Raw genomic sequence first — 23,758 nt, forward strand, 5'->3', positions numbered from 1 at the left:
GTGTCGGTCGCTGGGAACACGCACCGGCACGGGGCGTTGGTTGCCCGCTCAGGCGATCGACTTTTCCAGTTCGGCGAGCGGGAACGCGCCGGCCCCGATCCGCTCCCGGACCGCCCGGCGTACGGCCCGCTGCACGGCGACGTTGACCGGCGTCGGTACGCCGTGCAACCGGCCGAGCAGCGCGATCTCGCCGTTGAGGTGGTCGACCTCGGTCGAGCCGGTGCCCCGGGCCAGGCTCTGCCAGGTCGAGCCGCCGGAGCGGGCCTCGCCGTCGACCGGGCGTTGCCCGACCAGGTCGCCGCGTTCGGCCTTCTCCTCCTCCGGCGAGGTGTGCGCGATGCCGGCGGCGGCGAGCGCGGCGACGCCCTCGGCGCGTACCCGCTCGATCAGCGCGTCCGGGATGTCCCGGCCGAGCAACGCCTGCAGGCCGTTACCGAGGTTGCTGAGCAGCTTGCCGTACTTCCAGCGCAGCACGTCGGTGCGGACCGGGGCGACGAAGCCGGCGGCGGTCAGGTCGGCGGCGATCGCCCGGTCGGTGTCGTCGGCGCCGTCGGGGTACCGCCCGATGTGGAGCATGCCGGGATGCGGGTACCCGTTGGCGACCACCACGCCCGGGTCCAGGTGGGTGGCCGGCAGCCAGACGCAGACCGGGTGCACGTCGGCGAAGAGGCGCAGCGCGGCCCGCTCGTTGGCCACCCCGTTCTGCGCTGTCACCAGCGGCAGACGTTCGCCCGCCGTGCCGCCACCGGCCACCGGCGCGTCCACCCAGGCGGCCAACGCGACGGCGGTGTCCTGCGACTTCACGGTGAGGATCAGCACGGTGTCCGCCGGCAGCGGCTGGTCAGTGGGCCGGTCCACCGCCGCGAGCCGGGCGGTGACCTCACCCTCGGGCTGCCGCAGTGTCAGACCCCGCGCGCGGATCGCGTCCAGGTGGGCGCCGCGGGCCACCACTGTCACGTCCCGGTCGGCCTGAGCCAGCCGTACGCCGATCGTCCCGCCGACCGCACCCGCCCCGATGATCACGTATCGCATGGCCTCATTCTGCCCGCCCGCGCCCCTCCGGCCGTCGATCATGGAGTTGTGGTGCCTGGCTGGGGATGTATTGCGGCTTTCGCGGTCTACCACAACTCCTTGATCGACCCGGGTGGAGGCGGGGTCAGAGCGTCAGGCCGGCGTCGGTGAGGATCGGGCCGGCGAGCAGGAGCGCACCGGCTAGCAGGGCGGCCAGGTTGACGAGGGCGAAAAGGCTCACCCAGAAGAGCGGCGGGAACGGAGTGAGCCCGGCGAGTTGGTCGGCGTCGGAGGCGGGCATCCGACCGCGCGAGCGCAGCCGCTGGAGCTCGACCACCGGCCGTACCCCACCGAGCAGCAGAAACCACACCCCGGCGTACGCGAAAGCGGCCTGGACCTGCGGCGTCGCGTACCACGAGACGGCGAATACCAGCGCGCCGGTGATCAGCAACGACACCACGCCGAAGACGTTGCGGATCATGACGAGCATGGCCAGCAGCAGCCCCACGGCCACCCAGAGCAGCAGGGTGATCCGGTTACCGCCGAGCAGCCAGGCACCGGCCAGCCCCACCAGCGGCGGCGCGACGTATCCGGCGAGCAGGGTGAGGATCATGCCCGGCCCGGTGGGGCGGCCGGCGGAGAGCGTCAGCCCCGACGTGTCCGAGTGCAACCGGATGCCGTGCAGCTTGCGGCCGGTGAGCAGGGCAGCCAGGGCGTGCCCGCCCTCGTGCGCGATGGTGATGGCGTTACGGGCGATCCGCCACGGCAGCCGGGTGGAGACCACCACAAGCGCCACGGCCCCGGTGATCAGCACCAGCAGCGCGGGCGGGTCCGGCTGCGCGCCGAACAGCGTGTCCCACAGGTCGCCCAGCCCGTCGATCGACATCATGGGGCGCGAGCCTACCGGCGGCGTTCCGTGTCGCTCCCGAGGCACCGCCTCGTATCACCTGAGGCGGGTCGGTGGCCAACGAAAGCAGAGGTGATTGCAGATGAGGTTGTTGCCGTTGGAACACCATGTCGGGCTCTGGACCGAGGTCGACTACTTCGCCCTGGGTGAGACCCCGGACCGGATCGAGCTGCTCGACGGAAGCCTGCTTCTGAGCCCGGTTCCGAGTAAGCGCCACCAGTTGGTGTCGCGCCGGCTGGCCGACCATGTCGAGTGCGCGGCAGACGGCCTCGCCGTCTTCGGGGCGGTCAACGTGCGGCTCGGGGTGGATCGGATCGTCATCCCCGATGTGGTCGTCGCGGACACCGACGACGAGGGCACGGCGGTAGAGGCCGCCGAGGTGGTGCTCGTCTGCGAGATCGTCTCGCCCGGCAACGCCGCTGCCGACCGGCTGGTCAAGATGCAGCTCTACGCCATTGCGCGAATCCCCTGGTATCTGCTGGTCGAGCAGGATGGGGATGCTCACTCGTTGCGGCTGTTCCGGTTGGACGGTGAGCACTACGTCGAGGACCAGGTGGCCAAGCCCGGCGAGACGCTGACCGTCGTGGAGCCGTTCCGCTGGCAGCTCGACCCGGCCACACTGCGCTGATCCGTCCCGCCCCGGCCAGCGGATCTCCACGCCCCGCCGATGAAGCTTTTTTCCGGTCACTCTTGTGATCTAGGGCACTTACCTCCAAAGATGGGTGTCGATAGAGCGACGTCCTTGGAGGCACTCATGGCCCGTACCCGATCATCGCTGCGCCGCGCGCTCGCGGCCGGCCTCACCGTCCTCGCCACCGCGGCGGCGGCCCTGGTCGCGACCGCCGGACCGGCGGCCGCCGCCACCACACCCGGTGTCGACGTCTCCCGCTACCAGGGCACCATCAACTGGACCAGCGTCCGCAACGCGGGCATCCAGTTCGCGTTCATCAAGGCGACCGAGGGCACCAGCTACAAGGACCCGAACTTCAACGCCAACTACGTCAACTCGTACAACGCCGGGGTGATCCGCGGGGCGTACCACTTCGCCCGCCCGAACATCTCCGCCGGCTCCACCCAGGCCAACTACCTGGCCTCCAACGGCGGCGCGTGGTCTGCGGACAGCCGCACCCTCCCGGCCGCGCTGGACATCGAGGGCAACCCGTACAGCGGCGGTTACTGCTACGGGCTCAGCACGACCGGGATGCGCAACTGGGTGCAGGACTTCCTGAACACCTACCGCTCCCGCACCGGCCGGTACGCGGTCATCTACACCACCACGAGCTGGTGGAACCAGTGCACCGGCAGCTGGACCGGCCCGTGGGCGAACCACCCGCTCTGGCTGGCCCGCTGGTCGAGCACCCCCGGTGCCCTGCCGGCCGGCGCGTCGGTGTGGAGCTTCTGGCAGTACACCGCCACCGGCCGCGTCTCCGGGATCAGCGGCGACGTGGACCGCAACTACTGGAACGGCGACCGGAGCCGCCTGATCGCGTTGGCAAACAACACCTGACCGGGCCGTTGGCGGCAGCGGGATCGACGGTCACCACACGGTCGACAATCGGTCCGGCTGCCGCCACACCACCGGGTACGGGTCAGGCCCGCCGCCGGCTCAGGGCCGGCACCACAGCATCCTCACGAGCCAGCGCACCCCGGCGAGTCAACCGCCAGGCAGCCACGCCAAAGCCGGCAACGATCACGACGCCGAGCAGTGCGACGAGCACCGAAACCCCCGCGCTGACCAGCAGCAGGATCGCGTCGCCGAGCGCCACGAGCATCCACAGTGCCAGCCGGGGCCGAGTGTCCCTCCGTCGGTAACCCATGTCGTGCCTCCTTCCGTCGTCGAAGGTCAAGTACCCACGACGACGCAAGGTCATGCGAATGAGTTTCAGTCCTGACGGTCGGGCACGAAACCGGCGGCGATCCGGTCGAAGTTCGGCAGGTTGGCCTGCCAGTCCTTGTCCGCGATCTCCCACCGCATCGCGTAGCCCCGGTTGCTGGCCGTCACGAAACCCCGGTTACGGACGTGGATCCGGGTGCCGTCACGAGTTTCCAGCCACTCCCAGTCGCCGCAGACCTTCCAGAAGTCGCATTCCTTGATGCTGATGTACTTGTAGTCGTTGACGAGGTTCTTGCGGTTCGGCTCCTGGTCCCGCCAGTCGTCGACCGCGCTCTTCAGCGGGCTGTCGGTCCACTGCACAAGCAGCTCACCCGGGCCGTTGGACTGGTCGAAGACGACGGTGTTGCGGCCCGCGCTGCGCCGTACCCAACCGTCGGGAATCGGCAGGGCGAAGCCGCCCGGGTCCCGGTGCAGCTTCCAGCCCGCCGGTAGCGCGTTCGGGTCTACCGAGGGGGTGGCCGAGGCGGACGGACTCGGGGCACCGCTGGTGGGCGGCGGAGGCGCCGCAGCGGTGGTCGGTGCGGCGCCCGAGGTCGCGGCACCACCGGTCGGGTTGGCCTGCGGGGTCTTGTCGTTGTCAGTGGTCAGCATCGGCACGACCACCACGAGGCCGATCAGCAGCAGCGCCACCACGGCACCGATCAGCAGGTTACGCCGGGTGTTGTTCGGCTTCGTGCCATCCGACAGCGGCACCGCCGCGCGCCCGGCCGGACTCACCGGCGGCATGAGCGACGTCGGCGTGGTCGGCTTGCGCTGCTCCGGAGCCACCGGCGGACCGTCGACAACCGTCGGCTCGTCGTCGACGTTCGTCGTACCGTCGCCGCTCGTGTCGGGCGCGGCAGTGACCTTCGCGGTCGGCTCGGCATCGGACGGGTCGGCATCGGACGGACGGTCGACCGCAGCGGTCGGGTCGGCCTGCGCCGCAGCGGTCGGGTCGGCCGGCACCACCGCGGTCGGGTCGGCGACCGCACCGGAGGAAACGACGGCCGTCGGCGTGGCATCGGCGGCGGGGGTCGCGGCGGCAGCAGAGGTGGCCGCCGAGGTGCTCGCGGCGGCGGCCGGCGGCGACACCGGCCGGTCGACACTCTCGGCCGGCCGCGGGGCCGGCACCACCGGCAGGCGCGGCTCGCGCGGACCGTTCGGCCCAGGCCGGCGTACGCCATCGAGCAGGGAGATGCCGCGCGACCGCTTGCCCCCGGCGCGGCGCAGCAACCGCTCCGCCACCTCGGCGGTGATCCGCTCGTTCGGGTCCTTGCGCAACAGCCCGTTGAGGACGGCCTTGAGCGGACCGGCGTTCTTCGGCGGCGGAATCGGCTCGGTGGCCAACGCGGCCAGGGTGCCGATCGCCGACGGCCGGGCGTACGGCGACTTGCCCTCGACCGCCGCGTAGAGCGTCGCGCCCAGCGACCACAGGTCGGCCTCCGGCCCGGCAGTGCCGTCCCGAGCGCGCTCCGGCGAGATGTACGCGGGTGAGCCGAGCACCATGCCGGTGCGGGTCACGTTGGGGTCGCCGGGGATCGTGGCGAGACCGAAATCGGTCAGCACCACCCGACCGTCGTCGCCGAGCAACACGTTGCCGGGCTTCACGTCGCGGTGCATGACACCCGCCTTGTGCGCGGCGCTGAGCGCGCCCAGCACGCCCAGGCCGATCTCCACAGTGCGGGCCACCGACACCGGGCCGTCCTCGGCGAGAGTGTCCTGCAGCGACTTCGACGCCACGTACTCCATGACGATCCACGGATCGCCGTCGGTGCGCAGCACGTCGAAGATGCGGACGACGTTGGCGTGGTTGAGCCGGGCGATGGCCCGCGCCTCCCGCAGCGAGCGCTCACGCATCTCGCGGCGCTCCTCATCGGTGAGGCCGGGCGGCGGCACCAACTCCTTGATGGCGACGTCCCGATGCAGCACCTCGTCGCGCGCCTTCCACACCCGGCCCATGCCGCCCTGGCCGAGCGGCGACAGAAGCCGGTATCGGTCAGCGACGAGTTGGGGAAGCGCGTTCGACATCGGTGAGACGGTACCCGGACCCGCCGACGCTCACACCGCCGGCACGCCACTGTGCGCTTCGGGTAACTTCGCGCCGCGTACCCTGGCGGCATGTCTGCCGAAGAGCCGCTGTTCCGGGTCGTCCGCGGCGTGCCCACCGCCGAGGAGTTGGCCGCTCTGGTGGGGGCGATCATCGTCCGAACCCGTCCGGCCGCCGCTCCCACGCCGGCGACGAAATCCGCCTGGGCGCGCAGCGGTCGACCCGGCGGCTCCCGTGGGTGGCGCGCCGCCGGCCTGCCCCGCTGACCCGAGACCTACCGGTACGGGGGCTGTCAGGGTGGCGTTGAGCCGTTAACCTCACTCAGGGAAACGGTGCCGCTACGGGTAGGGAGGATCCATGATCCCCGAAGAGGACCGGCCAGCACCCTGGCTGCGCGGTTACGGCGGCATCGAAGCCGACATCAGCCAGCTCAGAGAGTTCGCCGACCGGCTCGCCGCCGAGGTCGAGAGCAACTACGCGCCGCACCTGTCGTACATCGCCGAAGACATGTCCGCGAAGCTGCCCAACCCCTGCGACGCCTTCATCGAACTGGTCACCTTCCTGCACGCCCACCACGAGACGCAGCAGGCCACCGCCGACATGGTGTACGCAGTCCGAGGCGCCACCGGCCACCTGGCCGCCGCCGCCGATCAGGTCGCCACCCACTACGCCGACAGCGACGCCTTCACCGCCGCCCGAGTGGTCGACGTGCAACGAGCCCTCGCCAACCCGGCCAGCGTCCTGTCCGGCGGCCCGACGCCAACCCTGACCGACCCGACCAGCCCCGACGCCGAAGGGCCGGTGGTGCTGCCGTGATCGAACGGGGCTCCGGCCGCACCTCCGGCCTCACCGACTGGCACCTCATGGACGTCAACAGCATGTGGGCCTGCCTCCAGGACCACGACACCGCCAACCACTGGAAACAGGTCGCCGGCTGGCGCAAGGTCTGCGACCTGGCGCAAACCCACCTCGGCCGCCTCCAGCAGTACCGACGCGGACTCGCCGAGGCATGGCCCCCCGAAACCAGCGCCGCCTCCGGAACGTACCTCGCCGAACTCGACGAACTCATCGACAAGGTGCAGCGCACCCACGACGCCGCCGCCGCGAACTACACCGCGCTCTCCGCCGCGACCCAGGCCATCGGCACCACCCGCGCCGCACTCCGCAAGATCTACGAGGAGTACGCGACCAAGTTCCAGCAGAAGCAGGCGTACGAGTCGATGGTCGCCGACCCGAAAGCGGTGATGGGCAACCGGGCTACCACGCCGCCTGTTGCTGATGGGGACCTGGAACGGCTGAACGTGCAGGCCCGATCCATGATGTTCAACCTGAGCGGCGAACTCCAACAAGCCCAAGCAACCCTACAAAAACCACCCGCGGCACCCAGGAATGTGCGGCAGCCGGACGACCCCGACGTATATGGCGGTTATTCGGCACCCGCTATTCCGCCGATATTTCCCGTGCCCTTGCCCACCTCCGCCACTCACCCTCGTGGCGCAAGTGCTCGGCCGGCGAGTTCCGCTGCCCCCGTGATGTCGGGAGTCGGTCCAGTTCTCGGGAGTGCGCCCCCTGGAATCTCCTCACCGCCCGCTGGGACGACGCCGCCAACCGGTCAAGCACCGGGAGCGGGAGGCCCGCCAATTGCCATTGGCCCTGGCATTACGCCAAGGATGCCCTCTGCTTCCATTGGCTCGCCTCCAGCGCTTCCCATGCGAATACCACAACCTGGGAGCCTGTCAAAGCCAGTTAACGGCGGCCCCGAGGCAAACACCGCACATCCCGCAACGCCGACCCGCCCGACCCCTTCCGCCGGAGGATTAATCGGAGGCGTCCCGGGCTCAGCCCTAGGCCATCCGGTCAACAACTCTGGCGCCCCTAGAAGGGTCAATCCGGTAGGCGGGGTCATCGGCGGCGGCGGCGCTGGGACAGCGCCCACCGGTTCGGCTGGAAGTCGGCCGGGCGGGGGACGCAGCCTCAATGGAGGTGCAAACGGTTTCCCGATTGGCGGTGCACCCGGTCTACCTGGAACCGGTGGCCGCCCAAGGCTTGGGACAGAGGGCGAGGAGCACTCTCGCTACTGGGATCCGGATAACCCATGGGAGACCGACCAGGGCGTCCCTCCGGTGGTTCGCCCACCAGACAGAGACAATCCGATCGACCCCGGTCCGGCAATTGGTTTCGACAGGTGATTGAGTCAACCCTGGCGGGCTTTTCCAGACTAGCTCTGGTTGGAGCCTTGTTTCCTGCAAGCCTTGCCGCCCCGCCACAAGATGCGGACCTAATACGAGCCGATCAATGGCATCTACCATTCCTGCGAATCGAGCAGGTACATAAATTCAGTCAAGGGGCCGGCGTGATCGTCGCAGTGCCGGACACTGGAGTTGACCCCCATCCCGACCTGCGCGAGAATTTGCTACCAGGGGCCGACGTAATTCCTGGGGGGAACGGTGACGGGCACCAAGATCGGGATAGTCATGGAACTTCAATGGCAGGCCTGATCGTCGCGCATGGAAGGACGAACAACCAAGGCGCCCTGGGTATTGCACCAAGAGCAAAGGTCCTTCCAATCCTCGACACCCCACCTAATGGCGTGGGCAATCCCGACGCACTAGCGTCCGGCATTGAATTCGCCATCGCTGGCGGTGCCGACGTTATCAGTATTTCAGCGGTCGCCGGTGCCAGCATACGACTTCAGCGAGCGATCAGGGCGGCCCAGGATGCTGACATCGTAGTGGTTGCCGCAGCAGGTAATGCACCTTCTGACACGGGTGTGCGCTATCCGGCCAGCGAAGAGGGTGTTATCGCGGTTGGAGGTGTCGATCGCGTCGGACAGCATGCCGCCATCTCGGTCACCGGACCGAATATCGATGTGGTCGCTCCTGCGGTTGACATCTACAGCACCAGCTACGGCGGGAAATACTCGAAGGGGACTGGCACCTCGAGCGCGACGGCGATCGTTGCGGGCGCGGCTGCGTTGATCAGGTCCAAGTACCCGTATCTGCCGGCCCGGGAGGTGGCGCACCGGCTCACGGCCACCGCCGTCGACAAGGGCCCTCCTGGGCGTGACGACGAGTACGGCTACGGGGTAATCGATCTTGTGGCGGCGCTGACGGCAGACGTACCGCCGCTCGGGTTTGAATCGGTGAGCGCTCCGGCCGGTGCTGGCCCGACCACGACGGCTGGCGCTCAACCGGGTGATGAGAGCGATGGCGCGACCGCGCGTGGCCTGGCCACCCTCGGTGTGCTCGTGGCTGCCGGGGTTGGGTGGGCCGTGATAGCGCGGCGACGCCGGCGTGGTGATGATCCGCCGCCCAGGATCAGTCGCTGATTGATCAGCGAAGCGGTGGTCCACTCGACTTTCAGGAAACCGCGCCCGCTCGACTGCCCGACCACATGGCCGCGCTGGGCGGGGTGTCGGTCTTGGTGGGGGGCTGGGCGGTAACGTCGGGTTGGTGTCTGAGACTTTGCCGCTCCGCCTCGTGCTCGCATCGGCGAGCCCTGCCCGTCGTAAGTTGCTCCAGGCTGCTGGCGTCGAGCCGGAGGTGCTGGTCAGTGGGGTGGATGAGTCCCTGGTGGTGACCGAGCGGGCCGAGGAGTTGTGCCTGGAGTTGGCTCGCCTGAAGGCGCAGGCGGTGTTGACCCGGCTGAACCCGACCGCCGATCAACGGACGTTGGTGATCGGCTGCGACTCGGTGCTCGCCTTCGACGGGGAGATCCTCGGCAAGCCGGCGGATGCGGCTGACGCGACCCGGCGGTGGCTGCGGATGCGGGGACGCAGCGGTGTTCTGCACAGCGGGCACTGCCTGGTCGACGTTGCTGCGGGCCGGCGCGCAGAGGCGGTCGCGTCGACCACTGTCCACTTCGCTGACATCAGTGACGACGAGATCGCCGCGTACGTGGCCACTGGTGAGCCGCTGGCGGTAGCCGGCGCGTTCACGATCGACGGGCTGGGTGGGCCGTTCGTGGAGCGGATCGAGGGTGACCCGGGGACGGTGGTCGGGCTGTCGATGCCGCTGCTGCGCCGGCTCCTCGCCGAGCTGGATCTGCGGATCACCGACCTGTGGACGACTGTCGCGCCGGGCGGCCAAACGGTCGAGCCGCTCGGTAACGTCCGGTCATGACCACCAAGTCGATCCCGCTCACCAACGAGCTGCACGCTTATCTGGTCGCACACGGCTCCCCGCCGGACGAGATCATCCTTGACCTGGCCGAGGAGACCCGGTCGGTGCTGCCGGAGCACGCCACCATGCAGGTGGCACCGGAGCAGGCCGCGTTCCTGACGTTCCTCACCCGGCTGCTCGACGTGCGGCAGGCCGTCGAGGTCGGCACGTTCACCGGGCTCTCGTCGTTGGCGATCGCCCGCGGGTTGCCCAAGGGTGGGCGACTGACCTGCTTCGACATCTCCGAGGAGTTCACCGGCATCGCCCGACGTTATTGGGCGCGGGCCGGCGTGCAGGATCTGATCGACCTGCGCATCGGCCCGGCCGCGGACGGGCTGCGGGAGTTGCCGCACGAGCGGCACCTGGACTTCGCGTTCATCGACGCGGACAAGACCGGCTACCCGATCTACTGGGCGGAGTTGGTGCCCCGGATGCGTCCGGGTGGGGTGATCGCCGTCGACAACGTGTTGCGGGGCGGGCGGGTCATCGCCCCGCAGGACGCCAATGACCGGGCCATCGCCGCGTTCAACGACGAGGTTCTCGCGGACGTGCGGGTGGACCCGGTGATGCTGCCGATCGCGGACGGCCTGACCCTCGCCCGGGTCCGCTGACCGTCGGCAACCACCGAACACGGCTGTTGGGGTGTCCCCACCCAGGGACACCCCAATAGCAAAAGCCAGCGTCAGCGGACGCTGCGGGCGAACTGGCGGGCGGCCCAGTAGACGCCCAGCGCGGCGAGGACCGCGGTGATGCTGAGGCCCTGCCAGACCTTGTCGCTGCCCAGGTCACCGGCGAACAGTGCCCGGGTGCCGTCGACCGCCCAGGAGAACGGGTTCCAGTTGGCGATGCCCTGCAGCCAGCCGGGTGCGAAGGTCAGCGGCAGCAGGATGCCGGAGAGCAGCAGCACCGGCTGCGCCACGGTGTTCATCAGCGGGGCCAGCGCGTCCTCACTCTTGACCTTGAGGGCGACGCCGTAGGAGACGGCCGAGGTCATGAGGGCGATCAGGGCGAGCATCAGGTACGCCAGCAGCAGGTCCCCGATGAACACCCGTAGGTCGAAGATGAGCGCCAAGAGCGTGATGATGACCGCCTGCACCAGGAGCGAGACCACGTCGCGCAGCGAGCGGCCGAGCAGCAGGGCGAGCCGGCTGATCGGGGTGACCCGGGAGCGTTCGATGACGCCGGCTCGCAGCTCGGCGATCAGGCCGAAGCCTTGGAACAGGCCACCGAAGATGGCCAGCAGCACCAGCAGACCCGGTACGAAGATCTTGTAGGCGGCGGCCTGGGTGGGCGCGTTCAGTGCGGGCTTGAGCAGCGGGGCGAAGAGCAGCAGGTACATGACCGGCTGGAACACGCCGACGAAGACCCAGACCGGGTTGCGTAGCAGGAGTTGGATCTGGCGCTGGAAGATCAGCCACGTGTCACGGGCGAATTTCATGAGAGTCGTCTCCGGTGGTCAGGACTCGCGCAGCGAGCGGCCGGTCTTGGTGAGGAAGACGTCGTCCAGGCTGGGTCGGTGCAGCTCGATCGAGCGCAGCTCCAGCCCGGCGTGGTCGAGTCGGCGCAGCACCTGCGGAATGGCGGTGGCCCCCTCGTCGACGTAGAGGCGCAGGCCGCCCTCGTCGACCGTCTCCAGCTTGTTGACGTACGGCTCGCCGTCGAGCGTCTGGGCGGCCTGCGGGGTGGCGGCCAGGTCGAGACCGACCAGCACCACGTCGCCGGAGATCTCCCGCTTGAGCTCGGTTGGTGTGCCCTCGGCCACCACCTCGCCGTTGTCCATGATCGCGATCCGGTCGCAGAGCGCGTCGGCCTCGTCCAGGTAGTGCGTGGTGATGAAGACGGTCATCCCGTCGGCGCGGAGCCGGCGGATCTCGTCCCACATGTGGGCGCGGCTCTGCGGGTCGAGGCCGGTGGTCGGCTCGTCCAGGAAGACGATCTTCGGCTCGTGGATGATGCCGAGGGCGATCTCCACCCGGCGACGCTGGCCGCCGGAGTAGGTCTTGCACTTGCGGTCCGCGTACTCGGTGAGCTGGAAGGCGTCCAGTGCGCGGGCGGCACGCCGCTGCGCGTCGGCCTTGCTGATGCCGTACATCCGGGCGTGCAGCACCAGCTCTTCGCGGGCGGTGGACTCGTCCCAGGTGCTGCCGCCCTGCGGGACGTACCCGATGCGGCGGCGCACCTCGGCCGGGTCCTTGCGCAGGTCGGCGCCCGCGATGGTGGCCTCGCCGCCGTCCGGCTCGATCAGCGTGGCGAGCATCCGCAGCGTGGTGGTCTTGCCGGCGCCGTTCGGGCCGAGGAAGCCGAAGATCTCGCCCTTGGCAACGTCAAGGTCGACGCCCCGCACGGCGTCCACCGTCTTCGTCTCTCGACCCGCGCGGGAGCGGAACGACTTCCGCAGCCCCCTGGTCTCGATCATTTCTGCTCCTGGTCGTTCGGGCCGGTCGGGCCGGCCGTCGAGTGGGACGACGCCGGACGGCGCACTCCCCCGCTGTGCCGCCAGCAGGCTAACGCGATATAGCTTTTTTAGTCAACGTTGATTATTCCGCGTTGGTGTCGGACGGCTCCAGACCGTCCCTCCACCCCGACCAACCCTGCGCTTCATCCAGCTCAGCAGGCAGGTACGACACTCCGGAATCGATCCGCTCCGCGATTCGCTCGCACCAGCTCATCTCCGCCTCCGCCCGCGCCGACCACAACTCGAACATCCAGCCCACGTGCGCCGGCTTGCGGTTGCGCACCCAGTCCGACTCCAGCGAGGCGCGCATGGACTCGACGCCAGCGCGCAGCAGGTTGGCCCGGTTACGCAGGGCGGCGGCCGCCTCGGCGCGTGGCATGGCCGGCAGGAAGGAGAAGGCCGCCACGAACGGGTCGACGGGCTCGCTGATGGTCCACCAGGAGTTGCGCAGCAGCGTCTCGAACTCGTCCTCCCCCTTGACCGTCACCTCGTACGTGGTCCGTGCCGGACGGGCCCCCACCTGCTCGGTCGCGACGGCGCGGAGCAGCCCTTCCTCGGTGAGCTTGCGCAGGGCGTGATAGATCGATCCGGGCTGTACGTTCGCCCACTTGTCGGCGCTCCAGCTCAGCAGCTCACGGCGTACGTCGTAGCCGTGCACGGGCTGCATCCACCGCACCAGACCGAGAATCATCATCCGAGTCGAAGACACCCGACAAGCGTAATAGCCAAGTTTGACTAAACCGTGGCCGGCTCAGTGCGGCATCCCACACTGAGCGATCGTTAGGGCCGCCGTGGGTGGCCGATACACTCCCCGTCAGTAACCTGCCCGGGAGGAGCCACGAAGGTGCGCAAGGTACTCATCGCCAACCGCGGCGAGATCGCCGTCCGGGTGATCCGCGCGTGCCGCGACGCCGGCCTGGGCAGCGTCGCCGTGTACGCGGACTCCGACCGCGACGCCCTGCACGCCACCCTCGCGGACGAGGCGTACGCGCTCGGCGGGGACAGCGCGACCGAGACCTACCTGCGCATCGACAAGCTGCTCGACGTCGCCGCTCGGGCCGGCGCCGACGCCGTACACCCGGGTTACGGCTTCCTCAGTGAGAACGCCGACTTCGCCCAGGCCGTCATCGACGCCGGGCTGACCTGGATCGGCCCCACCCCGCAGGCGATCCGCGACCTGGGCGACAAGGTCACCGCCCGGCACATCGCCCAGCGGGCCGGCGCACCGCTGGTCCCCGGCACCCCGGACCCGGTGGCCAGCCCGGACGAGGTGATGGCCTTCGCCGTCGACCACGGCCTGCCGGTCGCCATCAAGGCCGCCTTCGGTGGCGGCGGGCGCGGCCTCAAGGTCGCCCGCACGATGGAGGAGATCCCCCAGCTGTTCGAGTCGGCCACCCGGGAGGCGGTCGCGGCGTTCGGTCGGGGCGAGTGCTTCGTCGAGCGGTACCTCGACCAGCCCCGGCACGTCGAGGCGCAGGTCCTCGCCGACCAGCACGGCAACGTGATCGTGGTGGGCACCCGGGACTGCTCGTTGCAGCGGCGTCACCAGAAGCTCGTCGAGGAGGCGCCCGCGCCGTTCCTCACCGACGCCCAGCGCGCGCAGATCCACGAGAGCGCCAAGGCGATCTGCCGCGAGGCCGGCTACCACGGCGCCGGCACCGTGGAATACCTGGTCGGCGTCGACGGCACCATCTCCTTCCTGGAGGTCAACACCCGACTTCAGGTCGAGCACCCGGTCACCGAGGAGACCGCCGGCGTCGACCTGGTCCGCGAGCAGTTCCGGATCGCCGACGGCGAGAAACTGCGGATCACGGAGGACCCGACGCCGCGCGGGCACGCGATCGAGTTCCGGATCAACGGCGAGGACCCGGGCCGCAACTTCCTGCCCGCCCCCGGCACTGTCACCGCGCTACGCCTGCCCAGCGGGCCGGGTGTGCGGGTCGACACCGGCATCTCGGCCGGCGACGTGATCGGCGGCAACTTCGACTCACTGCTCGCCAAGGTGATCATCACGGGTGAGACGCGGACCGAGGCGCTGGAGCGCGCCCGCCGCGCGTTGGACGAGATGGTCCTCGACGGGATGGCCACCGCGCTGCCGTTCCACCGGCTCGTCGTGCGGGACGAGGCGTTCACCGCCGAGCCGTTCACAGTGCACACCCGGTGGATCGAGACCGAGTTCCACAACACCGTGCCGCCGTTCACCGCCGCCGCCGGCGCCGCCGACGCGCCGGCCGAACGCGACACCGTCGTGGTCGAGGTGGGCGGCAAGCGCATCGAGGTCAGCCTCCCCGCTGGCTTCGGCGGGAGTACGACCACCGCGGCACCCGCCGCCCGCAAGCCGACCCGGCGCGGCGGCGCCAAGGCCGGTGCCCCGGTCGGCGGCGACGCGCTCGCCTCGCCGATGCAGGGCACCATCGTCAAGATCGCGGTGGCGGACGGCGACACGGTGGCCGAGGGCGACCTGGTCGTGGTGCTGGAGGCGATGAAGATGGAGCAGCCGCTGCACGCGCACAAGGCGGGCACGGTCAGCGGTCTCAGCGCCGAGGTCGGCGCCGTGATCACGGCCGGTGCCCCCATCTGCACCATCGCCTGAGCGCCCGACTCTGCACCATCGCCTGAGCGCCCGGCGGGCGGTCAGCGCAGGGCTTCGGCGGCGACCGCGCGGACGGCGGCGGTCAGGGCGTTCAGCACGTCCGACTCCAGCCGCCAGTGCTGCCAGTACAGCGGAACGTCGAGGTGTCGGCCCGGCGCGAGGTCGACACAGCGACCGGTGGTCAGGTCGGCCTGGGCGATCTGTTCCGGTACCAGACCCCAACCCAACCCGAGACGGATCGCCTCGCTGAACGCCGGCACCGACGGCACGTAGTGCACCGGCGGGTCGAGCGGTCGGCCGACCACCGCCCGGATGAACCGGTGTTGCACCAGGTCCTTCCGGTCGAAGACCGCCAGCGGGGTGCTCGCCAGCGCGGCTGCGGTGAATCCCTCGCCGAAGTAAGACGCCGCGAATTCCGGGGTGGCCAACGCGCGGTAGCGCGTGACCCCGAGCCGCAGCACCCGGCAGCCCTGCACGGCCTCCCGCTGGGCGGTGACCGCCGCCGTCACTGAACCGTCGCGGAGCAGCTCGGCGGTGTGGTCCTGATCGTCCTGCCGCAGGTCGAACGAGAGCCCGGCCCGCTGCGGCAGCCGGGCCAGCGCGGCGGGAAACCAGGTGGCCAGCGAGTCCGCGTTGACCACCACGGCGACCCGGATCCGGCCACCGCCGGCCAGCGGGCCACGGGCATCGGTCAGCGCCTCCCGTTCGAGCAGCGCGAGCTGGCCGGCCAGGCGCAGCAGCGGGCGGCCGGCGTCGGTGGCCACGCACGGACGGGCGCGGCGGACCAGCACCTGGCCGACGGTTTCCTCCAGCGCCTTGATCCGTTGGCTCACCGCCGACGGCGTGACGTGCAGCAGCCGGGCCGCCGCGTCGAAGCTGCCCTCCGCCACCACCGCCGCGAGCGTCCGTAGCTGCGCCGAGTCGAGACCATCCATCAGCTCAGCTTAAGTTGCGTGAGAATCTTTAGTTGGACTGGTGGCCGTCCACGGTCCTAGCGTCGACTGCGTGCTCATCTCCGCCGTCGCCGGCTTCTCGATCTCCATCGCGCTCATCGTCGCCATCGGCGCCCAGAACGCCTTCGTCCTGCGCCAGGGCCTGCGACGCGAGCACGTCGTACCCGTGGTGCTGACCTGCGCCGCGTCGGACGCGCTGCTGATCATGGCGGGAGTGGCCGGGGTCGGTTCGCTGGTGACCGGCCGACCCGGCCTCATGATGGCGATCCGCTGGGGCGGTGCGGCCTTCCTGCTCTGCTACGCGGCGCTCGCCGCCCGCCGCGCCCTGCGTCAGGGCGCTCTGCTGCCCACCGAGCGGCCGCCGGCCACGTTGGGGGCGACCCTGCTCGCCTGCGCCGCCTTCACCTACCTGAACCCGCACGTCTACCTGGACACCGTGCTGCTCCTGGGCAGCGTGGCCCAACAACACCCGCACCGGTGGGTCTTCGGCGCCGGTGCGGCCCTGGCCAGCGTGGTCTGGTTCAGCGCGCTCGGCGTCGGCGCGCAGCGCCTCGCGCCGCTGCTCGCCCGCGCCGTCGCCTGGCGGGTGCTCGACGCTGTCATCGCCGTCGTGATGGCCGGGCTCGCCGTGGCACTTCTGCTGGGCTGACTGGTCTGCGCCCGGCCGGGCTCGCCGTGGCACTCCTGATGTGAGTGTTTTCCGCGACCACCGGCGGTGGAACCGGCCGCGAGCGGGAATGATTGTCGGGTGCGGTTCCTTCACGGCGCGGCTCCCGCGCACGACCTGACCTATACCGACGTCTTCATGGCGCCGGCCCGCTCCGACCTGGGCTCCCGACTCGACGTCGACCTCTCCACCGGCGACGGCACCGGCACCACCATTCCGTTGGTGGTGTCGAACATGACCGCGGTCGCCGGACGGCGGATGGCGGAGACGGTGGCCCGCCGGGGTGCCATCACGGTGATTCCGCAGGACATCCCGATCGAGGTGGTGGCGAACGTCGTCGCCTGGGTCAAGCAGCGGCACCTCGTCTACGACACCCCCATCACGCTGGGCCCGACCGAGACCGTGGGCGATGCCATCCATCTGCTGCCCAAGCGCTCGCACGGTGCGGTGATCGTGGTCGACGACGCCGGCCGGCCGATGGGTGTGGTCACCGAGGCGGACACCACGGGCGTGGACCGCTTCGCGCAACTGCGTCACGTGATGTCCACCGAGCTGCACACCGTCCCGGCGGACGCGGATCCTCGTACCGGTTTCGATCTGCTCTCGGCGGGCCGTCGCCGACTCGCCCCGGTGGTGGACGCCGAGGGCCGGCTGATCGGGGTGCTGACCCGACAGGGCGCGCTGCGCGCCACCCTCTACACACCGGCCGTGGACGACCGGGGTCGGCTTCGGATCGCGGCGGCCGTCGGGATCAACGGGGACGTGACCGGCAAGGCCGCGGCGCTGCTGGAAGCGGGGGTGGACACGTTGGTGGTGGACACCGCGCACGGCCACCAGGCACGGATGATCTCCGCACTTCAGGCGGTCCGGAAGCTCGACCCGGGGGTGCCGGTGGCGGCCGGCAACGTGGTCACCGCCGAGGGCGTACGCGACCTGGTGGAGGCGGGGGCGGACATCATCAAGGTCGGCGTCGGCCCAGGGGCGATGTGCACCACCCGGATGATGACCGGCGTGGGTCGACCGCAGTTCTCCGCCGTGCTCGACTGCGCGGCCGCCGCCCGCCAACTGGGCCGGCACGTGTGGGCCGACGGCGGGGTGCGACACCCCCGGGACGTGGCGCTCGCGCTCGCCGCCGGCGCGTCGAACGTGATGATCGGCTCCTGGTTCGCCGGCACCTACGAGTCCCCCGGCGACCTCTACACCGACGCGGACGGCCGGCGGTACAAGGAGAGCTTCGGAATGGCCTCGGCTCGGGCGGTCAGCGCCCGAACCGCCGACGACAGCCCGTACGACCGGGCCCGCAAGGCGGTCTTCGAGGAGGGCATCTCCTCGGCCCGGATGCACCTGGACCCGGCCCGCCCCGGTGTCGAGGACCTGATCGACGAGATCATCGCGGGGGTACGCAGCGCCTTCACCTACGCCGGCGCACGGGACCTGACCCAGTTCCACGAGCGGGCCATCGTCGGCGTGCAGAGCGCCGCCGGCTTCACCGAAGGAATGCCCCTCCCCACCAGCTGGTAACCCCACCACCCACCCACCCACCTCGTTGATCATGAAGTTATTGCCTTCCGCTTCGGCGTGTCATGGCAATAACTTCATGATCAACCGGGGTGGCCGGTGGGTGGGGTTAGGTGGAGAGTCGGCGTAGGACGGCGCGGGCTGCCTCGCGGGGGTTGTCGCCCACGCGGTCGGGCAGTGCGCCGGCCAGCCAGAGCGTGGCGAAGCCGTGCGCGATCGACCAGGCCGCGAGCGAGTCCCGGTCGGTGTCGGCGGGTGCGCCGCCGCCGGACAGCGCCGCCACCCCGGAGCGGAGCGCGGTGCCGGCCCGGCCCCGCGCCGCGATCAGCTCGGCGTCGTCAGCCCGGTAGAGCTCCGGCCGGAACATCACCTCGAAGTACGCCCGGCGAGTGACGGCGAAGTCGACGTACGCGACGCCGGCCTCCAACAGGTCGTCATCCGCCTCGGTCAACGTCTGGGCCAACAGGTCGAAGCCCTGCGCGGCGAGCGCGGTGAGCAGGCCCGCCTTGTCGCCGAAGTGGTGCGCGGGCGCGGCGTGCGAGACACCGGCCCGGCGGGCCAGATCGCGCAGGCTCAGCGCGGCCGGGCCGACCTCCTCGACGGCCTCCAGCGCCGCGGCGAGCAGGGCGCGGCGCAGATCGCCGTGATGGTAGGCGCGGGTGTCGGTCATGCACGAATCCTATCTTGCCATTGACAAGATGAAGCCTCGAAGCGCAATCTTGTCACTGACAAGTTTTACGGAGGAGGATTCCGATGGCACCCCTGATCGCCTTGATCGTCGGCACCGCGCTGGCCCGAATCGCCGGCCTTGCCGGCATCTCCGCACTGGACGGCTGGCATCCCGCGCTGCGCGTCGGGCTGGCCGTGATGTTCGCGCTCACCGCCGTCGCGCACTTCGTCGGCCAGCGCCGCGCCGACCTGATCGCGATGGTCCCGCCCCGACTGCCCCGGCCGGACCTGCTGGTCACCGTGACCGGCGTGCTGGAGCTGGTCGGCGCGGTCGGCCTCCTGGTGCCAGCGACCGCCCGGGTCGCGGCGGCCGGGCTCGGCCTGCTCATGCTCGCCATGTTCCCGGCCAACGTCTCGGCCGCCCGCCGCGAACTGACCCTCGCCGGCCGCCCGGTCACCCCGCTCGCCCAGCGAACCGCCCTGCAGATCGTGTTCGTTGCCACCGCTGCGGCAATTTCGTTTGGCCCCTGACTATCAGGAAGCTAACCTGCTTGTCGTGGAACTCGTGACCCTCCAGGACGTGCCGCTCGGCCGGCTGCTGGTGGTGGCCGGGCACCTGGTCGGGCAGCGGTGGAACCGCTACCTCGCCGAGGAGCACGGCCTCACCCAGGCCGGCATGATCACCCTGATGACGCTCGCCCGACACGGCGAGTTGCCGCATCGGGCGGTCGCCGAGAAGGGGTTCGTCCGCCCGGCGACCCTGACCGGCATCGTCGACACACTCGAGCGCGACGGTCTGGTCGAGCGGCGGCGCGACGACAACGACCGACGCAGCATCCGACTCGCCATCACCCCCACCGGGCGGGAACGGGTGGCCGCACTCGACGCGCTCATGCACTCCGGACGGCCCCTCACCTCGGTCGACGCCGACCCGGCGAAGGCCCAGGTGATCCGAGAGTTCCTGCTTGAGGTCATCGGCAGCGGAGACGACCCGCGGATGACCGGACGCCCCACCGAAACGAAGGACGCGGCGTGCTGATCCGACTCCTGCGCGGCCAACTGCGCACCTATCAGAGACCGTTGCTGGCGGTCGTGCTGCTCCAGTTCGTGGGCACCATGGCCTCGCTCTACCTGCCCAGCCTGAACGCGGACATCATCGACCAGGGGGTGGCCCGGGGCGACACCGACTACATCGTGCGCACCGGCGGCTGGATGCTGCTGGTCAGCCTGATCCAGATCGTCTGCTCGATCGCCGCCGTCTACCTGGGCGCCCGGGTCGCGATGGGCTTCGGCCGCGACGTACGCGCCGAGCTGTTCGGGCACGTCAACCGCTTCTCCGCCCGCGAGGTGGCCCGGTTCGGGGCACCGTCGCTGATCACCCGCAACACCAACGACGTGCAGCAGGTGCAGATGCTCGTGCTGATGAGCTGCACGATGCTCGTCGCCGCACCGATCATGAGCGTCGGCGGCGTGTTCATGGCGCTGCGTGAGGACGTCGGACTCTCCTGGCTGATGCTGGTCAGCGTGCCGGTGCTGGCCATCGCCCTCGGCGCGATCATCCGTCGGATGGTGCCGGGCTTCCGGCTGATGCAGACCCGCATCGACACTGTCAACCGGGTGCTGCGGGAGCAGATCACCGGCATCCGGGTGGTCCGCGCGTTCGTCCGCGAGCCGTACGAGACGGACCGCTTCGGCGTCGCCAACGCCGACCTGACCGCCACCGCGCTGCGTACCGGTCGGTTGCTGGCGTTGATCTTCCCGGTGGTCATGCTGGTGCTGAACGTCTCCAGCGTGGCGGTGCTCTGGTTCGGCGCGCAGCGGGTGGACGCCGGCGCGATCCAGGTCGGCGCGCTCACCGCGTTCCTGCAGTACCTGATGCAGATCCTGATGGCGGTCATGATGGCCACCTTCATGCTGATGATGGTGCCGAGGGCGGCGGTCTGCGCCGAGCGGATCGTCGAGGTGCTGGACACCGACTCCTCGGTGGTCCCGGCCGCCGCGCCGGTCACCGAGCTGCCCACCCGAGCCGAGTTGGAGCTGCGCGGGGTGCGCTTCCAGTACCCGGGCGCGGTGGAGCCGGTGCTGCGTGACATCTCCTTCCGGGCGACCCCGGGCACCACCACGGCGATCATCGGCAGCACCGGCGCGGGCAAGACGACGCTGCTGTCGCTGATCCCCCGCCTGGTCGACGTCACCGACGGCGCGGTGCTGGTCGACGGGGTGGACGTACGGGAGCTGGCGCCGGACGAGCTGTGGCGACGCATCGGCCTGGTGCCGCAGCGGCCGTACCTGTTCACCGGGACGGTCGCCAGCAACCTGCGCTACGGCAACCCGGACGCCACCGACGAGGAACTGTGGACGGCGCTGGAGATCGCCCAGGCCCGGGACTTCGTGGCCCAGATGCCCGGCGGGCTGGACGCCCCGATCGCCCAGGGCGGCACCACCGTATCCGGTGGGCAGCGGCAGCGCCTGGCCATCGCCCGGGCCCTGGTCCGGCAACCGGAGATCTACCTCTTCGACGACTCGTTCTCCGCGCTCGACCTGGGCACCGACGCGCGGCTGCGAGCGGCCCTGCGGCCGGTCACCGCGCAGGCGGCGGTGGTGATCGTGGCCCAGCGGGTCTCCACGATCATCGACGCCGATCAGATCATCGTCCTGGAAAACGGAGGGGTCGTCGGAGTGGGACGACATGCGGAGTTGTTGGACACCTGCCCGACGTACGCCGAGATCGTGGCCTCGCAGCAGACCTCGGAGGTGGCGGCATGAGCGAGCGTGACGAGCCGCGCACCGCGGCCGTACCCAGTCAGAAGCCGGCCGGCGACGGACGGACGTCGGATGAGCCGGCGCAGCAGCCCGGCGGGGAAACCGCGTCCGCGACCGGCAGCGGCGCGGCGACGCCGAAGCGGCTGCCGCCCGGCCGTCAGGGGGGCGGTCCGGGATGGATGAGCGCCGGAATGCCCGCCGAGAAGTCGATGAACTTCGGGCCGTCGGCCCGACGTCTGCTCGGCCGGCTGCGCTCGCACCGACTGCACCTGGCCGCGATCATCACGTTGGCAGTGGTGAGCGTCGGGTTCAGCGTGGCCGGGCCGAAGATCCTCGGCCACGCCACCGACCTGATCTTCAACGGGGTGATCGGCCGGCAACTGCCGGCCGGCAGCACCGCCGAACAGGCCGTCGCGGCGGCCCGGGCCAGCGGCAACGACAGCTTCGCCGACATGCTGGCCCGGATGGACGTGGTGCCCGGGGTGGGCATCGACTTCGGCGCCCTGAGTCGGGTGCTGCTGCTGGCGCTCGGGCTCTACCTGGCGGCGAGCCTGCTGTCCTGGTGGCAGGGTTGGCTGCTCAACGGGGTGGTCCAGCGCACGGTGCTGCGGCTGCGCGCCGAGGTGGAGGAGAAGCTCAACCGGCTGCCGCTGCCCTACTTCGACAGGCAGCCGCGCGGTGAGTTGCTCAGCCGGGTCACCAACGACATCGACAACATCTCCACCAGCCTCCAGCAGACCCTCAGCCAGTTGCTCACCTCGCTGCTGACCGTCGTCGGCGTGCTGGCCGTGATGTTCTGGATCTCGCCGGTGCTGGCCCTGGTGGCCCTGGTCGCGGTGCCGTTGTCGGTGCTGGTCACCCAGCGCATCGCCAAGCGCTCACAGAAGCAGTTCATCGCCCAGTGGACGCACACCGGCGAGTTGAACGGCCAGATCGAGGAGGCGTACACCGGTCATGAGCTGGTGAAGGTCTTCGGCCGGCAGCGTGAGGTGGAGGCCGCGTTCCACGCGAAGAACGAGGAGTTGTTCCGGGCCAGCTTCGGGGCACAGTTCATCTCCGGGATCATCATGCCGTCGATGATGTTCATCGGAAACCTGAGCTACGTGGCGATCGCCGTGGTCGGCGGGCTGCGGGTCGCCTCCGGCACGATGAGCCTCGGCGACGTGCAGGCGTTCATCCAGTACTCCCGCCAGTTCACCCAGCCGCTCACCCAACTCGCCTCGATGGCCAACCTGCTCCAGTCCGGGGTGGCCTCGGCCGAGCGGGTCTTCGCGGTGCTCGACGCGGACGAGCAGACCCCCGACCCGGTAGCGCCGGCCCGGGTCATCGACCCGCACGGTCGGGTCGAGTTCGAGCACGTCTCGTTCCGCTACGAGCCGGACAAGCCGCTGATCGACGACCTGTCGCTGGTCGCCGAGCCCGGACACACGGTGGCCATCGTCGGCCCGACCGGCGCCGGCAAGACCACCCTGGTCAACCTGGTGATGCGGTTCTACGAGCTGGACGCCGGCCGGATCACGCTCGACGGGGTGGACATCACCACGATGCGCCGCGACGACCTGCGCGGCCGGATCGGCATGGTGCTCCAGGACACCTGGCTGTTCGGCGGCACCATCCGGGACAACATCGCCTACGGGCGGCCGGACGCGACCGAGGAGGAGATCCTCGCCGCCGCCCGGGCCACCTTCGTGGACCGGTTCGTGCGCAGCCTGCCCGACGGCTACGACACCGTCATCGACGAGGAGGGCAGCAACGTCAGCGCCGGCGAGAAGCAGCTCATCACCATCGCGCGGGCGTTCCTCGCCGAGCCGTCACTGCTGATCCTCGACGAGGCCACCAGCTCGGTGGACACCCGCACCGAGGTGCTGCTGCAACGGGCGATGGCCGCGCTGCGCTCGGACCGGACCAGCTTCGTGATCGCGCACCGGCTCTCCACCATCCGCGACGCCGATCTGATCCTGATGATGGAGGACGGTCGGATCGTCGAGCAGGGCACCCACGAGCAGTTGCTCGCCGCCCAGGGCGCGTACCACCGGCTCTACCGCTCGCAGTTCACCGGCGCGGTGGTCGACGAGGAACCGGCCGCCCAACCGGCGTCGGTCTGAGGTCGGACGGCCGTGCGCGCGAGACGATCGGTGGGCG

The 23,758-nt window shown here is 70.2% G+C and carries 23 protein-coding genes; 14 read left to right on the forward strand and 9 right to left on the reverse strand.

Annotation, left to right across the window (positions count from 1 at the left end):
* Positions 1-48 precede the first annotated feature (48 nt).
* Positions 49-1,032 (reverse strand): ketopantoate reductase family protein, encoded by a 984-nt coding sequence (locus KBX08_RS16785; RefSeq protein ID WP_210784425.1) that lies wholly within the window; start codon positions 1,030-1,032, stop codon positions 49-51.
* 124 nt (positions 1,033-1,156) lie between these two features.
* Complete coding sequence (locus KBX08_RS16790; RefSeq protein ID WP_210784426.1) at positions 1,157-1,900, reverse strand: M50 family metallopeptidase; 744 nt, start codon at positions 1,898-1,900, stop codon at positions 1,157-1,159.
* A 100-nt stretch (positions 1,901-2,000) separates the two neighbouring features.
* Here KBX08_RS16790 and KBX08_RS16795 point away from each other — a divergent pair, with 100 nt between their 5' ends.
* Positions 2,001-2,546: a Uma2 family endonuclease gene (locus tag KBX08_RS16795; protein ID WP_210784427.1), complete on the forward strand. Its 546-nt coding sequence runs from the start codon at positions 2,001-2,003 to the stop codon at positions 2,544-2,546.
* A gap of 126 nt (positions 2,547-2,672) precedes the next feature.
* Entirely contained in the window at positions 2,673-3,425 is a 753-nt protein-coding gene (locus tag KBX08_RS16800; protein WP_210784428.1) for a GH25 family lysozyme, read from the forward strand.
* 82 nt (positions 3,426-3,507) lie between these two features.
* Here the strand turns inward: KBX08_RS16800 and KBX08_RS16805 are convergent, their stop codons facing one another.
* Positions 3,508-3,735, reverse strand: a complete 228-nt coding sequence (locus KBX08_RS16805) for a hypothetical protein (protein WP_210784429.1) — start codon at positions 3,733-3,735, stop codon at positions 3,508-3,510.
* Between the two features lie 65 nt (positions 3,736-3,800).
* Positions 3,801-5,819, reverse strand: coding sequence for a serine/threonine-protein kinase (locus KBX08_RS16810; RefSeq protein ID WP_210784430.1), 2,019 nt, complete (start codon positions 5,817-5,819; stop codon positions 3,801-3,803).
* Between the two features lie 90 nt (positions 5,820-5,909).
* On the opposite strand from KBX08_RS16810, the gene KBX08_RS16815 reads away from it, so the two are divergent.
* From KBX08_RS16815 to KBX08_RS16835, 5 genes are all read left to right on the forward strand, one after another.
* Positions 5,910-6,104, forward strand: coding sequence for an acyl-CoA carboxylase subunit epsilon (locus tag KBX08_RS16815; protein ID WP_210784431.1), 195 nt, complete (start codon positions 5,910-5,912; stop codon positions 6,102-6,104).
* A 91-nt stretch (positions 6,105-6,195) separates the two neighbouring features.
* Positions 6,196-6,654 (forward strand): hypothetical protein, encoded by a 459-nt coding sequence (locus KBX08_RS16820; protein ID WP_210784432.1) that lies wholly within the window; start codon positions 6,196-6,198, stop codon positions 6,652-6,654.
* Positions 6,655-8,038: 1,384 nt separating this feature from the next.
* Positions 8,039-9,166: a S8 family serine peptidase gene (locus tag KBX08_RS16825; protein WP_374101948.1), complete on the forward strand. Its 1,128-nt coding sequence runs from the start codon at positions 8,039-8,041 to the stop codon at positions 9,164-9,166.
* A 124-nt stretch (positions 9,167-9,290) separates the two neighbouring features.
* Positions 9,291-9,959 carry a nucleoside triphosphate pyrophosphatase gene (locus KBX08_RS16830; RefSeq protein ID WP_210784434.1) on the forward strand — a complete coding sequence of 223 codons (669 nt, stop codon included), beginning with the start codon at positions 9,291-9,293 and terminating at the stop codon, positions 9,957-9,959.
* Positions 9,956-10,609 (forward strand): O-methyltransferase, encoded by a 654-nt coding sequence (locus KBX08_RS16835; RefSeq protein WP_210784435.1) that lies wholly within the window; start codon positions 9,956-9,958, stop codon positions 10,607-10,609. Before KBX08_RS16830 ends, KBX08_RS16835 begins: the two co-directional genes overlap by 4 nt.
* Before the next feature lie 71 nt (positions 10,610-10,680).
* Here the strand turns inward: KBX08_RS16835 and KBX08_RS16840 are convergent, their stop codons facing one another.
* The 3 genes from KBX08_RS16840 to KBX08_RS16850 form a co-directional block, all read right to left on the reverse strand.
* The gene (locus KBX08_RS16840; RefSeq protein ID WP_124823257.1) at positions 10,681-11,436 is read right to left on the reverse strand and encodes an ABC transporter permease; all 756 of its coding nucleotides are present in this window, start codon (positions 11,434-11,436) and stop codon (positions 10,681-10,683) included.
* 18 nt (positions 11,437-11,454) lie between these two features.
* Positions 11,455-12,414 (reverse strand): ATP-binding cassette domain-containing protein, encoded by a 960-nt coding sequence (locus tag KBX08_RS16845; protein ID WP_112601935.1) that lies wholly within the window; start codon positions 12,412-12,414, stop codon positions 11,455-11,457.
* A 121-nt stretch (positions 12,415-12,535) separates the two neighbouring features.
* The gene (locus KBX08_RS16850; protein ID WP_210784472.1) at positions 12,536-13,147 is read right to left on the reverse strand and encodes a PadR family transcriptional regulator; all 612 of its coding nucleotides are present in this window, start codon (positions 13,145-13,147) and stop codon (positions 12,536-12,538) included.
* Positions 13,148-13,297: 150 nt separating this feature from the next.
* Between KBX08_RS16850 and KBX08_RS16855 the strand changes: the two genes are divergently transcribed.
* Complete coding sequence (locus KBX08_RS16855; protein ID WP_210784436.1) at positions 13,298-15,046, forward strand: biotin carboxylase N-terminal domain-containing protein; 1,749 nt, start codon at positions 13,298-13,300, stop codon at positions 15,044-15,046.
* A gap of 41 nt (positions 15,047-15,087) precedes the next feature.
* Here the strand turns inward: KBX08_RS16855 and KBX08_RS16860 are convergent, their stop codons facing one another.
* On the reverse strand, positions 15,088-15,981 hold the full coding sequence (locus KBX08_RS16860) for a LysR family transcriptional regulator ArgP (RefSeq protein ID WP_210784437.1): 894 nt from the start codon (positions 15,979-15,981) through the stop codon (positions 15,088-15,090).
* Between the two features lie 70 nt (positions 15,982-16,051).
* Between KBX08_RS16860 and KBX08_RS16865 the strand changes: the two genes are divergently transcribed.
* Complete coding sequence (locus KBX08_RS16865) at positions 16,052-16,648, forward strand: LysE/ArgO family amino acid transporter (protein ID WP_210784438.1); 597 nt, start codon at positions 16,052-16,054, stop codon at positions 16,646-16,648.
* 99 nt (positions 16,649-16,747) lie between these two features.
* Positions 16,748-18,187, forward strand: a complete 1,440-nt coding sequence (locus KBX08_RS16870) for a GuaB1 family IMP dehydrogenase-related protein (protein WP_210784439.1) — start codon at positions 16,748-16,750, stop codon at positions 18,185-18,187.
* Positions 18,188-18,293: 106 nt separating this feature from the next.
* On the opposite strand, the gene KBX08_RS16875 is transcribed toward KBX08_RS16870, so the two are convergent.
* Positions 18,294-18,854 carry a TetR/AcrR family transcriptional regulator gene (locus KBX08_RS16875; RefSeq protein WP_210784440.1) on the reverse strand — a complete coding sequence of 187 codons (561 nt, stop codon included), beginning with the start codon at positions 18,852-18,854 and terminating at the stop codon, positions 18,294-18,296.
* Positions 18,855-18,937: 83 nt separating this feature from the next.
* Here KBX08_RS16875 and KBX08_RS16880 point away from each other — a divergent pair, with 83 nt between their 5' ends.
* The 4 genes from KBX08_RS16880 to KBX08_RS16895 are packed head-to-tail and all read left to right on the forward strand — an operon-like array spanning position 18,938 to position 23,721.
* On the forward strand, positions 18,938-19,384 hold the full coding sequence (locus KBX08_RS16880) for a DoxX family membrane protein (RefSeq protein WP_210784441.1): 447 nt from the start codon (positions 18,938-18,940) through the stop codon (positions 19,382-19,384).
* Between the two features lie 25 nt (positions 19,385-19,409).
* Positions 19,410-19,892 (forward strand): MarR family winged helix-turn-helix transcriptional regulator, encoded by a 483-nt coding sequence (locus KBX08_RS16885; protein WP_210784442.1) that lies wholly within the window; start codon positions 19,410-19,412, stop codon positions 19,890-19,892.
* Positions 19,886-21,619: an ABC transporter ATP-binding protein gene (locus KBX08_RS16890; RefSeq protein ID WP_210784443.1), complete on the forward strand. Its 1,734-nt coding sequence runs from the start codon at positions 19,886-19,888 to the stop codon at positions 21,617-21,619. Before KBX08_RS16885 ends, KBX08_RS16890 begins: the two co-directional genes overlap by 7 nt.
* Positions 21,616-23,721, forward strand: coding sequence for an ABC transporter ATP-binding protein (locus KBX08_RS16895; protein ID WP_372494909.1), 2,106 nt, complete (start codon positions 21,616-21,618; stop codon positions 23,719-23,721). Before KBX08_RS16890 ends, KBX08_RS16895 begins: the two co-directional genes overlap by 4 nt.
* The last annotated feature ends 37 nt before the right edge of the window (positions 23,722-23,758 follow it).

The sequence above is a fragment of the Micromonospora sp. H61 genome, assembly GCF_018070325.1.
GTDB lineage: Bacteria > Actinomycetota > Actinomycetes > Mycobacteriales > Micromonosporaceae > Micromonospora > Micromonospora salmantinae.